The following is a 15,841-nucleotide window of genomic DNA, read 5'->3' on the forward strand; positions in this document are numbered from 1 at the left end:
AGATAAGTGTTTTAAAGATGATTAAGCAGCCCCCGTATTTAAAAAAAGGAGATAAGATTGCCATTGTTTGTCCGGCAAAGAAATTACCCAAGCCCATTGATAACGCTATAACGCTTTTGAAAAGCTGGGGTTTGGAAGTGATTATAGGCGATAGCGTATACGCAAGCCACCATCAATTTGCTGGTACTGATAAATTGCGAACGAATGATATTCAGCGTTTTCTGGATGATCCATCCATTAAAGCCATTATTTGTGGGCGGGGAGGTTATGGAACCATTCGTATTATTGATGCATTGGATTTTACCGGGTTTAAGAAAAATCCAAAATGGTTTATTGGCTTTAGCGATGTGACAATTTTGCTTTCACATATCATTGCTCAAACCGAAACGCAGTGTCTTCATGCACAAATGCCTTATACTTTCGATGAATCAACCGAAGATGCACTCTCATCCTTAAAAAAAGTACTTTTTGGCGAAAAGCAAACTTATCAATACCAAAGTGAGTTTATCAATCATTCAGGTGTTGGAAGGGGAATTTTGATTGGCGGGAATTTAACTTTGCTAACGATGATTCAGGGATCAGTTTCAGAGATGGATTTCGATGGAAAAATTCTTTTTCTGGAAGATGTGGGCGAACAGGAGTTTAGTATCGACAGAATGTTAAGAATGTTGAAACGGGCTGGGAAATTGAGAAATCTAAATGGTCTGATTATTGGTGCTTTCAACGAAATTGAAGAGGAGAAAATTTCGTTCGGACAAACAGCCGATGAGGTTATCTGGGAGATTGTAAAAGATTATGATTACCCTGTGTGTTTTAACTTTCCTACGGGTCATATCGAAAACAATTTGAGCATGGTGTTAGGAGCCGAGGTAGAATTAATAGTAGAAAAAAACAACGTTCAATTTAAATATTTATAAAATGGCAATTTTTGATAGTTTAAGTAAATACCGTAATACGGGTTTATTAATTCTTCGTATTGGTTTAGGGGTCATGTTCATTATCCACGGTTTCCCAAAAATAGCTGGTGGACCAGAAGGGTGGGCTAAAATAGGTGGAAGTATGAAAGTGGTTGGAATTGATTTTTTACCTACATTCTGGGGATTTATGGCTGCTGCTACGGAAACCTTCGGCGGTTTTTTATTGATTGTTGGCTTGTTTTTCCGCCCGGCTTGCATATTATTGGTTATTACCATGATCATCGCAAGCCTCGTTCATTTCGGCAAGGGCGATGGATTACAAGGCGCCAGTCACGCTATTGAATTGGCAATTGTGTTTTTTAGTTTGATATTTATTGGTCCGGGGAAGTACGGTGTTGAGAAGAAGTAAGTAAAAAACAGTTGTTATTGACTATAATAACTGCTATTGAATTCCTTGTTTAACCAGGCAATACGCTTGGTTAAAAACGTCTTTAATAAGGCTGTTTCGGCAGAATAACTCCCTCCGATTTGTAGTTCACGGTATACTCTCTTCTCTAAAATATCCCACCTCTGGAAGTTTTGGTTTTGACTGAATTTTAGTTTTACAGCTAACTGATCCACTAAAGAAGGCAGCGTTTCAATTCTTGCTTTACGAAGATTCCATCTTTCTTTGATCTTGCTTCGAAAACTTGGTAAGGTCATTAAACGACTAAACCAGTTGTTTGTGGCATATCTAAGCGCAAAATTATAAGCGAGAGTATTTACCACATCCCCTACATTAGTATCATTGTTTGCAGCGATGTCGAAATCCCAAATTGGCCCCGTGTACAACTTGTCATCATCATATTTTTTATACATATAAATACTCCAAAACAGATCAGGGTTGGCCAATATTTCATTGATTAGATAAAAGTCAATTATTGAGTTTACATCCAGTAGCTGCTGATAGCGTAATTCCATATCTTGAACATTTTGTACGGATATTACATTTTCGAATTTCTGATAATGAGACTTTATATAAGCAATTTGTTCAGAGGTAATCTCTTTCTCATCAGGATATTTAATGGCTATATTAACATCAAAACCAGTTTTAAAAATTATTGGATCATTTTGATTATATCCCGTAACCTCTAGTAAATATCCTCCAATGCCATTCATCGGCATTTTAGGTGGAACCACATCTACCTTATCTTTACCTTCAGCAATAGATGCTGTTAACAGATAGTTACCAATACAACTACCATTAAGAAAAAGATCTATATATCTCGATTGCGGCGTAAAGGCCATCTCAAACATCCTGCTGACTTCGAAAGCAAGTTCATTTCGCAAAAGCGATTTATCAGCATAATTGGCTAATAATACCAAGGTTTTACTAGAAGGCATTCCCAGTAAGGATTCGCTTTTATTCAGTTTCAGGCGATACGGCTTCTTATCCATGAGCCAAGTAGAATTACCACGGCCTCTTAATTTGGCAGGCGAATTTAAAAGCACTTCTCCAGATAAGCCTTTTACCATTTTCAGCTGTGCTGTGATATAAGTATCTTTACTTGTTACTGGGACATCGTTTGTGGATAAACATAGAACCGGTAGTCCAGTATCAACAATGTTAACAACATAATTTTTAACTTGATTTTGTTCAGATATTAAAGTTACCCGAAGCGATTGGGTATAATCATGAATATCTACTCCACTTTTTTGTATCTGACCATTTATAGAAAGTGCTCCATCTTTTACTTCGAAGTTGGCAATTAAACTGGTTAATTTTGTTTCTGGAAATACTCTTATAAAAATAGTGTTACCTTCAATAATTCCTTTTACATCTGAACAATTCCTGCATTCTTATCAAGCTTGAAACCAAAAGATGTTAAGGACACGGACTTTTCAATTTCTGGAGATAAGCTCATCGTAGTTTTATTCTTACTGCATCCGCCAATAAACAACAACAAAATTATAGCGACATGTATTATTTTGAAGGGTCGTAACATCTATATACAAATAATTGATCCAGGAAAAAGCACTAAGTTACTTTTTGACTAAAATAAGAACAGTTTATAAAAGCGTAATGATTATTATTATAAAACCAGAGATATTGTATCATAAGTCTTTCAGCTTCCCGATTCATTAAATTCTAAATAGCTTGGCTTAATTAAAAAGGCAATTTTCGATATGAAAATTGCCTTTTTTATGCTTCCCTTAATCTAAAAAGTGACGTTAAAAATTTAATTCTGTTTTTGAGTCATCATCTAGATGTATGTTACAGCCTCTTCTTAATTTTAATAATTAATTAAGATTAATAAGAAGGATTTTGCTGTCCAGCTAAAACCGGATTAGCCTGAGTTTCAACTGTCGGTATTGGCCAAATAAATCTAAAACTGGTAGCCGCTCCATCATAAGGAATAGCCGCAATAGATCTTGGCCCCGTATAACCTGCTGCTGCATTATATGCTGTAAAAGCTATTGTTGAGCTAGTTTTTGCAGGAATACCATTTGGACCATATAAATTTTCTTTGGCTAAGCGGTGAATATCCATCCAACGTTTACCCTCACCTAAAAATTCTATTCTGCGCTCATTGATGATTGCCTGAATTAAATTTGTCTCTGTTGGAAAGCTTGCTGCAGTATATCTGTCGGCAATAGCTACTGATCTATTTCTAACTGCATTTAATAAGGCTAAAGACTGAACTGCATTCCCAGTTCTAGCATAAGCTTCAGAAACATTTAACAATACCTCTGCATATCTAATAATTGGATTGGCATCTGTCCAAGTTGCAGGATCTTTATATTTAGAACTAAAATAGTATTTAGCGGCAACACCTGTTGCGGCATCGGTGGTTGCCAATAGCGATCGACGTAAATCAGTCGCTATCCAAGATGGATCATTCCAAATAATAGGAGATATCACAACTAAAGCTCTTCCTGGTGCCTTTGAGTACATTGTACTTAGCGAACCGTTTGTACCTGCATTACGAATGGTTGAGTTTTCAATGGAGAAGATTGATTCTGTATTTCCATAATTGGCACCAACACTCGCAAATGGCCCATCGGGTGTAGCCGTTAAAGCATAACCACCAAGTGCTGCAGGTGCAGTAAAGGTTGTAGTCAAGGCAGATGTACCCAACTTAGCACCTTCTGTAATCACACCAGAATAATCACCCATATTTAATTTTACACGTGTTTTTAAGGCAACTGCGGCACCCTTTGTAGCTCTCGTAATTCTAAGCGAGGCGCTGCTTTGTGCGGCAAGATTGGCCTCTGCGAAATCAAGATCTGAAAGGATTAGGTCATAACCTTGTTTAACAGTGCTTCGACCATCATTTTTATACTGGTCTACCAATTCTGGTGTATTAATTCCAACAGTTCTGAGCACTACGCCCTGATGTGTTGCCCCTGTAGTATGGTTATATGGACGGGCAAAATGAATCAGTAATTCATGATAGCTTAATGCTCTTAAAAAACGGCATTCTGCTTCACCTGCAATAGCAACATCTGCTGTTATGGTACCTGCAGCCGCAGCTTGTTTTAGCTTTTCCATTACAACATTAGCACGGTTGATGGTTGCGTATAAGCTAGTCCATAATGCAGTGTTATTTGCGGTGGTCGCATCATAACTGTTTTCATACGTAACCAGGAAAAATGAAGGAATCGCCATCATGTCTTCCCCCCTCATATCTCCTTGAATAGTGTTTGCTGCACCAAACGGATAACCACGGTTAGCCCCATCAGTGTATGGGCTTGACTGTGCTGCACTGTATACACCAGTAATTGCTAAAGCTGCACGTTGAGGATTCGAATAAGCATCATCCTCTGCAAAAGTATTATCAGGTACAATTTCTGTATATTTTTTGCAAGATCCTGCAAATAACATCAAGCCTAATAAAGGTAGTACCCAGGCTTTTTTATTTCTAAAATATCTATTTTTCATTATTAATGTCTTTATTCAGTTAAAATCTTACGTTAGCTCCAAATGTAAAAGTACGTTGCTGAGGATTTCCATTAAAGTCTACACCAGCACCAGTAGTATTTGTTTCAGGATCAAGACCTTTATAGCCTGTAATTACAAAAAGATTTTGTGCAGAAGCATATAATCTAATTCCACTTACTTTTAACTTATTAGTAAAATTTACAGGAACGTTATATCCGAATGCTACATTATCTAACCTTAAGAATTTACCATCCTCAAGGAAACGTGTTGTAGCATCACCATCTCTGTTAATGAATGTAGATCTTCCAAACCATTGTCTTGGTGTGACACCATCACCTGGATTTGAAGGACTTACCCATCTTCCTAAAATTTCAGCACCGTTATTTACAAAGTTTTGATTTAACTGATCAACTCTCGTTCTGTTATAAATTTTATTTCCGCCTTGGAATCTTAAAAATACATTTAAGTCGAATGCTTTATAAGTAAAAGTATTGTTAAATCCTCCAAACCATTTGGGCAATGAGCTACCTAAAACTTTCTTATCTGTTGTTGCAGATAATGTAGCAGTAGCACCTGTTGCGCTCGGGTTAGCTGGATCATAAACATTATAAGTTTGATTGGTTACATTACCCTGAATAATTTGACCATTACCTTTTACATATAAAGGATTACCATTAGCTGGATTTACGCCAGCATACTCATAACCATAGAAAGAATTTAACGATTCGCCAACCCGAATAATGTTATAGGTACTAATTTGATCCTGACCTTCTCTTAAAGAGCCTACCACGTTCTTTTGCGTAGTAAAGGTTAAGTTGGCTGTGTAGGTAAAATCTTTTGCTTTAACAATATCGCCACCAAGAGAAAACTCAAAACCTGAGTTAACAATATTACCAATATTCTGTGTAATGGTGTTAGATGGAACACCTAAAGAAGGTGCAGTTGGTGCATTTTGAACCAAGCCATCAGTGTTTTGTCTAAAATAATCAGCAGTAAAGTTGATACGACTATCAAACAAACTTAACTCCAATCCAAAATCAGTTTTCTTTTGTGATTCCCATTGAAGGTTATAGTTACCAATGTTGCTGAAACCAATACCTGGTTGTGCTCCGTAAACCGCAGCATTATACTGCCCCAAGTACCTAAAATTACCAATGTTTACGTTACCTACTTCAGCGTAAGATCCTCGAATACGAAAATCAGAAACGAAATTTAAATCAGATGAACCTTTAAAGAATGGCTCCTCAGAAATACGATATGCTGCTGATACACCTGGGAAATAACCTACACGATTTGCCGTAGGAAGATTTGAGTTTTTATCTGACCGAATAGATCCGCCAATATAATACCTGTTTTTATAATTATAGTTAACACGTGCAAGATAAGATTCCAAAGCTGTTCTTGCTAAACCTCCAAATGCAGTAGGTGTTACGAAGGTACCACTTACAATGTTCTGATTCCAATAAATATCTGTTAAGTTAGAAATAGACGCCTGATAAAATGACGATCTATCATTTTGAAACTCTTGAACCAATGTTACACTTAAATTATGTACATCTGCAAAGCTTTTGTTATATGATAGGACATTCTGAAGATCTAACCTGATACTTGGACTATATGCTTGAGACATACTACCATTACTACTTACACCATCACCAGCACGGGGATCAGTATAAATAAAATCATCAACATTTTGATTATCGATACCAACTTGGGTTCTAAACTTTAACCCGTCAAAAAGATTAACTTCTGCATAAGCAGTAGCCAATAAACGATAAGTTTGAGATCTTCTGATGTTATTGTCCAACACAAAACGTTGATTACCAATATTATCGGAAATTGTGATCAAGTTAGCTCCTCTTCCCAAAGCGGTTCTATTTGGAGCAATGTTATAACCAGTTGGATTTGTTTCATCATAAACTGGAACATTAGGCAACATACGTAAACCTCCAAAAATGTTTCCAGATAACGTATTACTACCAGTTTGGGGGCCTTTATTATCCTGATAAGTAAATCCTGAAGTTAGACCAAAACTGAATACCTTATTTACTTTTTGATCAAAATTTGCTTTCAGTGAATATCTTTTTAAAGAGTTTGCAATAATAACACCTTCCTGATCACTGTATCCTAATGAGAAGTAGTATTTAGCTTTTTCATTACCTCCAGAAGCAGAAACATTGTGATTCTGTTGGGCAGCCGTCCTGAAAAGATAATCCTGCCAATCAGTATCTACAATGCCGCCATTTCCATCTGGCATAGGAAAAGCTTGAGGCGCATTTCCTGCAGCAACTAATCGTTCATTTGCAACTTCTATAAACTGTTCAGCATTTAATTGGTCATATCTTTTGGAAACTTTACCTATTGCATAATATCCATCATAAGTAAAAGTAGCTTGACCTGCTTTACCTTTTTTAGTGGTAATTAAAATTACCCCCCCAGCAGCTCTTGAGCCATAAATCGCAGTTGAAGCTCCATCTTTTAAAACTTCAAATGATTCAATATCATTTGGATTAATATCTGCTAATGCATTAGATGACGTGAATCCACCAACATCTCCGGAAAAAATCGGCACTCCGTCTACAACATAAAGAGGACCTTGACCCGATGTAATTGTATTCGTACCACGGATACGCACTTGAGCAGGTTGGCCTAACAAACCGTTAGCAGTAATTACCTGTACTCCTGGAGCTCTTCCTGCTAATGCTTTATCAAAAGAAGGAATAGATCGATTTGTAAATTCTTCAGGAGAAATACTTGCTTGTGAGCCTGTTACATCTTTTCTACTTACCGATCCATAGCCCACAACTACAACATCCGAAAGTGTTTTAGAATCACCAGATAATACAACATTAATTACATTTCCAGATCCTATTGATCTTGTTTGAGGTAAAAAACCAATGTAAGAAAATTCTAAGGCCGTTGCTTGAGAATTTACTCTTAGTGAGTATTTACCATCTGCAGCTGTAGTCGTTCCGCCTGCTGCACCTTTAATTTTTACACTCACTCCAGGAAGCGGCAATCCATCTTCCTTTCCTGTAACTGTTCCAGTAATTGTTCTATCCTGAGCCATAGCATTTCCTGCCAGGAACAAGATTATGAACAAACTTTGTAGAAGTTTTTTCATAAAATTTTGTTTAGGTTTAATTAATGATTCGTTAAATATAAAGCTAAGAAAGCTGTAATACAAATTTTACAAAACAAAAAATGAATTATAATTTTTCTAATTAAACGCACAAATGATCTTCTTTTTTAAGAAAAACGGGCCAAAAACAGCTTTAATGTCGATTTAACTAAAAAATATAGTTGTTATAAAGAGTTTTTTTAACATAAAAAATACAAATACATTAGAATAGCATTAGAAATATTTATTTATTTTACGGGAAAAAACGTAATGTGGTCAACTATGGATCATATAGTATAAAATATTGAATCTCAATTTAGGATAATAAGTTTAGCAATGCGATAATTATAAGAATAATTGATGAACCTGATTTAATCAATGTTTCAATTTGAGAAGAACACAATAAAATATTAAACACCCAATTTGAAGCCTTTAACTACTAGTTGACAACAAAATGCAAATCAGATATTACAGCGTGTCTTTGCAGAATATAATTAATACGCTTTAATACCTCGGTGAAATGGAGATGTATATCTTATGAAAAAATACTTATGACTAATGCCAGTTAAAAATAACTGGCATTAGTCATAAGTATAAACTTGTTTTGACAAATAATTAACAGTAATTCCTCATAACCAGTTAAACCGTTTATGTTGTCCATCTTGTGAAGGAATGGTAAGTTTGGTTTTAATGATAAATTCAGATGGATAATTTTTGCCATCATAAGAAGAAACTACCCAATCAATAATGAAAGGCTCATTATCTACTTTGAATTTGTATTCTTGTTTTTTGCCTTTGACCACATAATTAACGGAGTAATCCGCTCTACCATCAGTATCAACTTTTGCAACGACATATACTGAGCTTTGATCTAATTTATACATGTCGCTCAAAGGAATTGCCGATTCCGCTAATCTGGTAACCAAAGGAAAATATTGTTCTAAAGAAAGTAAAGGAAAACTTACTGATGCTTTGGCATTAATATCATCATTACCAGATTTGACATTCACAGTAGCTAATGCCAGCATTTTATCATCTACAAAAAGAAGTTTTTTCGCATCGTAATTGTATCTTGCAAAAAGACTTTTGTCTTTGTTGAAAAAATACCAATTCCCAACACGTTTTTCATTCACATAGTTTCCTCTTAACATATTTAGCCCTTCTCTATCTATTGAGTACAGACCATTAAGCTGATTATTGATGGTTTGATAAGTTAATCTGGAACCATCTGGTAATTCCATCTTTTGTTGACGGAGATTTTGTGCGTTTAATGAGAGAACTGAAACGCAAAGCAGGCAAGCAAATAAGTATTTCATAAATAAAGAGTTAACAAATAAAACAGACCAAATCTAATAAAATAGATTTGGTCTGTAAAATATTATTATTGAAATCCTATTACTTAATTATGGTCTCGGACCTTGATAAACAAAAGTCTCTTCAAATAATCTATCCCCACCATTAGATGTCCAACTTAAAGTAAAAGTTTTAGTAGCTGGATCATATTTACTAGAAGGATTAGTGGCAATTGGTGTTAAAGTTGTCATTGAAACAGTTACTAAGTTGGTAGCTGGATTAACAGTATAAATAACCTCATTAGTATAGTTTGCCAACAGACCTGGTAGTATTGAAACCGAATTAGCACCAACAGTCACAAGTCTAACACCAGAAAGGCTTCTATTTGGAAGAAGTGCCGTATTAGCAGAAGTTTTATAAGAATATAAACCATCATACTGATTTTTTGCAGTTACATTTAAAAGTATAGTACCAAAGTTCTTACTTACATTTCCGAAACTAGTACTGGTAATAGCAATTGGTAATGCATATTTAGTAGTGAAACTAAAGTCGGTTGTTTTATACAACACCTTTACAATTGCTTTTCTCTGACCCGCAGGGATTGTAACTGTTGGAGTAGAAATGGTATACAAAGTACTTGGTAAAACTACATAAGGTACATAAGATGAAACGATCGATTTCTCAGTATTTAGTTGAGTAACTGCAGCAGGGTTAACACCAATATTTACTGTAATATCTTGTGCTGCAGGATTTGGGCCACTCAACTGGACTTCATAGCTCGCTTCAACAGAAGCATCTACCTGATAAGCAACTGGGAATACTGTGAACGCTGATCCTGCAGGCGTTTCAGAAGCGGGTGCACTTGGATTTGCAAACTCAACCACACTCGGACTGTTATCCGGATTTATTTGATCGAATTTATTCTTTAGGCACGATGACAACATGGTTGTCACTACTAATGCCGGAATAAGTAATTTAAATATTTTCATTTTTTTATGCTTTATAAAGGTTTAGCGTAAAATATTGGTGTAGTAGTCGTAACTCCTTTAGGTACATTTTCTGTGTTTACCTGGAACTCAATTGCAGGATAAAGAATTCTTGTAGGAAGTTTATCTGCCGTTGCTTTTGCCGATTTAATTGAAGCGAAAGTTTCAAGCGCGCCATTAGCTCCGTTTATGATTTTAGGATAACCAGTTCTTCTATATTCATTCCAGCCTTCTTCACTGGTAATCATATTAACAGCGATATATTTTTGAGTAATAATGGCTTCAAGCTTTTGTTCATCCGTTGTAGTTGCAGCAAAATTAACAGTTAATTTGGTTGTATTAGCAGCTTTATAATTAGTAACTAAGGTACTAGCAGGGGTTGTCCAAATATATGTGCCCGCCGAGTTTTTACCTAAATAATTATATGAAGCAGTAATCCCATTATCAAATAAAGTTTCGCTATTGCCTGCTACAAGGTTTACACTAGGAAGAGCAGCTTCAGCCTGAAGGAAATAAGATTCTGCACCTAAAATTAATACAGTGCCCATTGTTGCACCTTTTAATACGCCAGCGACATCAGTTGCAGCATTAGCCGTTGTTCCTGTGGGACGTGTAGCACGAGGTTTACCACTATACCAGTATGAACCTCCAACACCACGTTTAACGGGTTCAGTATCATAACCCAACTGGTTAGTTGATGGGCCAATAAAAGTAATGGTATTACCACTGATATTATTGCTTACATTAGTGCCGTAAGAAGCATAAATCATTTGACCACGAACGTCATCTGCGAGTTTACCACCATTGTAAAATGAGAGAATCCAAGGTGTTGGTACGTTAGATAGACCACTACCTAAAGAGGCCCCTGTGTTATTCCAGGCGTAAACACTCCACCTTGGATTGAATTGATTTGCATTCGTAGAAGTATAACCTGGCTGAACGATCGCATCATCAGTTAAATAATCTGCGGAAGCAGTTGGTAAAGAAGCCTTAGATGTAGCAACCCAAGCCGTCAACGCACTTACATTTCTAGCACGAATCAGCATTTTTAATCTGATGGTATTGGCGAATTGTTTCCATCTGGTAAGTGAGGCTGCACCGCTTCCACCAAATAATGGATCTTGTCCGGCTGCCACTGCTACCGTATTTGCATCAGCTGCAGTATTCAAGATGGCTATTGAAGATGTCAAATCGGCAAAAACTGCCTGATAAACATCTGAAAACTTATCATATTTTGGAGCCAGGTTGTTTAACCCCTGTCCCACTTCAGAATAGGGCACATCACCATACTGATCCACAAGCTTTTGGTACAAGAAACTCCTCATAATTTTCGCCATTGCGAAATGATATTTGAAGGGACCATTAGCCGTTGAATTATTAATTACATAATTCAATTGGTTAATGCCTTCAAAAGTTCCTGTCCAAACTGCTGCATAATCAGCTGTAGTAAAATCGTAGGTCCAAACGGTACCCCAACCTCCATACCCACCAGCATTTGCTTTATAACCACCAGTCCAGGCACCAACGTTATCATAATTATTCATTGCCGCAGCAGATGTTACAATAGCTTGTGGCAACACCAACGTAGGACTTACCTGATTGTCAGTAGTTGGATTGTTTGGGTTTTGATTTACATCAAGAAACTTTTTACAAGATGAACTTGACAAAATTACCGCCCCCACTATAAGTATATTAAATATCTTTCTCATATTAATTTATCAATTAGAATGTTACCGTAACAGATCCACCAACAAAACGTGTTGGAGGTGTATAGCTTAATGTACTAATACCAATAGCATTGTTACCAAGCATATAATCTGGATCTGTAAAAATGTTTTCTTTTGGTGTAAATAAGAACAAGTTACGGCCTTGCGCCGCTACAACAATTCCTTTAACCACTTTATTATTTCCTAACCATTTTTTAGGGATATCATAAGATAAACTTACTTCACGAATTTTCCAGTAAGCCCCGCTGAAAGTGTAGTTAGTTGCAATACCTGTATTGTATGCTGATGAAGGCCAGAAACCGGCACCACCATCTCTAACGGTTACGTTTGTGTTCGCTACATATTGACCATTAGCATCTAAATAAGATGAATTAGGAAATACAAAACGTTCACGGTTATAAGTTACTGTACGAATACCTGAGCCTGAGAAATCAAAACTTCCTGCATCAGCATATGCGATATAACCACCTCTATATTCAGCCACGGCAGCTAATCTTACAGATTTGTATCTAACGGCCAAGTTAGTTCCCAAAATATGTTTAGGGCTAGAGTTACCTAAGATCACACCGCTTTCAGTTGCTGAAGGATAACCTGTACGTGAATCAACAATTACACGCCCTTGTGGATCTCTTTTGTAATCGATGCCTCTTAACATTGGATAAGTTTGCCCAGCTTCTGCTACAGTTTGAACAGAACCACCAGTTGAAAGGTTTAGACGGGTTACCGCCTCGCTGATTGATTTTACTTTATTGTCGTAATAAGTATAGTTACCCCCTATGTCAACTTGCCAGTTGTCGTTACGATAAGCAACAAAGTTCAAAGTATTTTCTAAACCGAAGTTAGTTACTTCACCTGTATTGGTTAAATAGCTTGAGAAACCCGAAGCTGAGCTGATTGCTACCGGAACAATTTGATCAGTAGTACTTGTATGATAAGCAGTAACACTTAAAGATAAACGATTGTTCCAAAGCTCTGCATCAATCCCTCCCTCAACACCTTTCGTTCTTTCAGCCTTAAGATTTGGATTTACAACTCTTGAATCAATTCCATATCCTGGAATGTTGTTATATGGATAACCACCAGATTGACTAAAGGTTGTTAATAAGTTGTAAGCACCTAAGTTTACGTTACCAACCTCATTGTAGCCTGCACGAACTTTTAATGAATTTACAAACTTGCTATCTTTCAAACTTGGAATAGCATTACTTAATACAAATGATGCGTCGACCGCTGGATAGAAAATCGATCTGTTTTGAGTTGGTAAAGTTGACCACCAATCATTACGTGCAGTGGCATGTAAATATAAATAGTCTTTATAACCTAATCTTAAGTCTCCATAAACACCTTGTTGTCTAGCTGTAGAATTACCTTCAGAACCAGTGATATTGGCTGCGGTACGGTGAGCAATATTAAATAGCCCCTGGAATGTTAAACCAGTAGCAGCAACACCAATGTTTTTTGATGTATTGTTTCTTAAAGCGCCACCCAAAGTAAAGTCTAACTTAATATCTTCGGTAATATTTTTGTTTACTTTAGCTTGGAACTCGGTTAATAATTGAGTTGAAAAAGATTCACCATCAGAAACACTTCCTGCAATGTCATTATTTTTTAATGATGACAAACCTAAGCTTTTAGTGTAAGCAGACAATACGAATTTATCTGTCCAGTTTTTATTCGAAGCGTTTTGAGTAGTAATATTCACACGATATAAGAAACTTAACCAATCTAGTGGTTTGTATTTCAAATCAAGGTTTCCAGCTAAATAATCGTTGCGTACAGCTTGACGATTGTTAGCTAGTGTGAAATAAGGGTTTGCATAATATGCATTATAGTAGCCATTAGGATTTGCAAATTTATCATTTTGCCAATCTTTATAAGCAGTTAGCGGAATTTGAGCTGGTGTTTGCAAAATCTGATCGTACATTGAAGAAGTAGCGGTGGTTACATCATAACGATTTTGAATATAATTGGTTGTGAAATCCAAGCTTACACCTTTACCGAAATCACGACTACCGCTAAAACGCACAGAAAAACGATTCCATTTATCTTTTGGTGTAGTCCCGCTTACGTCCACATATTGGGCAGACACATAATATCTCGATTTATCATCACCAGTAGTCATTGAAAAGTCTGTGGTATTGGTTAAACCTGTATCCCAGAATTCTTTTTTAGAGTTATTAGGCGAATACACAACTGATTGCATACTTCCATCCTCTAAAAGATCACCGATCGGCCGTAAAGTTCCATCAAATGCGGGACCGTATTGTTGGTTCTCATGTGCAGTGTAGATTTGTAAATCTGAATCTGCACCAGATCCAAAACTAGTTTGTAAGCCTGGGTAGAAACTAATCCATTCAGCATTTACTGTTTGGCCAATCTTGTAAGTAGTTACTCCATTTTTACCTTTTTTTGTAGTAATGATCAAGGCACCGTTAGATGCTTCAGAACCATATAACGCAGCTGCCCCACCACCATTTAGCACTTGAATATCTTCAATATCATCAGGGTTAAGATTTCCTAAAATACTGTTTGGAGAAATGATATTATCCACAACAACCAAAGCTTGGTTATTACCTAATAAAGATCTATTACCACGCAATACTAAACGATAATTCGGGTTAACACCTGTACTAACGGCATTCAACTGCAAACCAGCAACTTTACCTGCAAGGGCAGAAGCAACGTTTGTTTGTTTTGCCTGAGTTAACTGCTCTGCACGAACAGTAGTTGAAGCTGTACCTAGCTGAGCTTTTGTTGCGGTTAACCCCCCAGCAGTAACAACAACCTCATTTAAAGACTGTGCGTCTGATTCTAAAATTACAGTAACGCGGTTACTTGAAGTGATTACCACCTCTTTTGGTGCATAACCAACATAAGTAAATACCAGGGTTCTTCCGTTTGACGGAACTCTCAACGAAAACTTTCCGTCCCCTGAGGTTTGTACAATGAGGTTGGGTACCTCTTTAACTTTAACAGATACACCTGGAATTGGCAAGCCATCTTCCTTAGCGGTAACTGTACCAGTAACTGTTCTTTCTTGTGCCATCGCTGTTATTGCAACAAACATAAGAACGAACAAACTTTGTAGAAGTTTTTTCATAATTTGAAAATAGGTTAGTTAATGATTAAATAATAATGCGCTAAAATATAGTTAGTTGACTGTAACACCAAATTTATTTTAACATTTTTTAACTATTTATTTATGTAATTCAGATATTGAAGGAAAAAACTAACAAAATAATTTAACATGAAGCAATTATGACATTAGTATTACGATAGTTGAAGGCTGAAAAGAGGAATTAAAATGTGTTTTTTAATTTGAGCTGGAAGTTTAAGCGGCATATTAAATTTAATGGAGTAATTCAACATCAAAATTGAGTATTTTGAGTAAACCAAGTAAGAATATTCCTTAATCTTTTTATTAAAACAAATCATTGTTTATAAATAGAGGTTAATGAAAGATGGATTTGGTCTTATAGATTGGGTAGCCCTTAATAAATTATGTTAATAGTGCGGCTTTGACCAAAAGTATGTTATAGTAAAATCACAATTGTATTCATTTTTAATTCAATAGGTTATAAAGTTGAATAGAAATTAAAAATATTAATTAAATCATCCTCTTTTTTAATATCTAACTTATTATCCTGAATGTAAGCAAGCACTGCGGTTGCTTTTTCCCCAAAGATCTGTCGAATTGATTTGATGTCTTTTTTAAACTCTGTAAGTTTATTTGTTATATAATAGTAATACTTTATTCTTTCAATCACTGATTTCGTAGTGATGGCAGAATTATATTCTCTGTACTGCTCTATATGTTTTATGTTTTTCTTTGCTAACTTAACAGGACCATCATATAAATTTTATAATAACTTTTC

The 15,841-nt window shown here is 36.0% G+C and carries 9 protein-coding genes; 2 read left to right on the plus strand and 7 right to left on the minus strand.

Features of this window, described 5'->3' with window-relative positions; translation table 11 throughout:
- The first annotated feature begins 17 nt into the window (after positions 1-17).
- Both DU508_RS05540 and DU508_RS05545 read left to right on the plus strand, forming a co-directional pair.
- Positions 18-917, plus strand: a complete 900-nt coding sequence (locus tag DU508_RS05540) for a S66 peptidase family protein (protein ID WP_115401861.1) — start codon at positions 18-20, stop codon at positions 915-917.
- Position 918: 1 nt separating this feature from the next.
- Entirely contained in the window at positions 919-1,326 is a 408-nt protein-coding gene (locus DU508_RS05545; protein WP_115401862.1) for a DoxX family protein, read from the plus strand.
- 14 nt (positions 1,327-1,340) lie between these two features.
- Here the strand turns inward: DU508_RS05545 and DU508_RS05550 are convergent, their stop codons facing one another.
- The 7 genes from DU508_RS05550 to DU508_RS05580 form a co-directional block, all read right to left on the minus strand.
- On the minus strand, positions 1,341-2,432 hold the full coding sequence (locus DU508_RS05550) for a CotH kinase family protein (RefSeq protein WP_115401863.1): 1,092 nt from the start codon (positions 2,430-2,432) through the stop codon (positions 1,341-1,343).
- Positions 2,433-3,207: 775 nt separating this feature from the next.
- Positions 3,208-4,839, minus strand: a complete 1,632-nt coding sequence (locus tag DU508_RS05555; RefSeq protein WP_199562655.1) for a RagB/SusD family nutrient uptake outer membrane protein — start codon at positions 4,837-4,839, stop codon at positions 3,208-3,210.
- A 19-nt stretch (positions 4,840-4,858) separates the two neighbouring features.
- Positions 4,859-7,963, minus strand: a complete 3,105-nt coding sequence (locus tag DU508_RS05560; RefSeq protein ID WP_115401864.1) for a SusC/RagA family TonB-linked outer membrane protein — start codon at positions 7,961-7,963, stop codon at positions 4,859-4,861.
- A 626-nt stretch (positions 7,964-8,589) separates the two neighbouring features.
- A complete protein-coding gene (locus DU508_RS05565) occupies positions 8,590-9,276 on the minus strand; it encodes a hypothetical protein (protein ID WP_147273595.1) in 687 nt (228 codons plus the stop codon).
- An 87-nt stretch (positions 9,277-9,363) separates the two neighbouring features.
- A complete protein-coding gene (locus DU508_RS05570; protein WP_115401866.1) occupies positions 9,364-10,242 on the minus strand; it encodes a DUF7015 domain-containing protein in 879 nt (292 codons plus the stop codon).
- 11 nt (positions 10,243-10,253) lie between these two features.
- Positions 10,254-11,948, minus strand: coding sequence for a SusD/RagB family nutrient-binding outer membrane lipoprotein (locus DU508_RS05575; RefSeq protein WP_115401867.1), 1,695 nt, complete (start codon positions 11,946-11,948; stop codon positions 10,254-10,256).
- A 13-nt stretch (positions 11,949-11,961) separates the two neighbouring features.
- Positions 11,962-15,066, minus strand: a complete 3,105-nt coding sequence (locus DU508_RS05580) for a SusC/RagA family TonB-linked outer membrane protein (protein WP_233509399.1) — start codon at positions 15,064-15,066, stop codon at positions 11,962-11,964.
- Positions 15,067-15,841: the final 775 nt, after the last annotated feature.

This window comes from Pedobacter chinensis (genome assembly GCF_003339865.1).
Lineage (GTDB): Bacteria > Bacteroidota > Bacteroidia > Sphingobacteriales > Sphingobacteriaceae > Pedobacter > Pedobacter chinensis.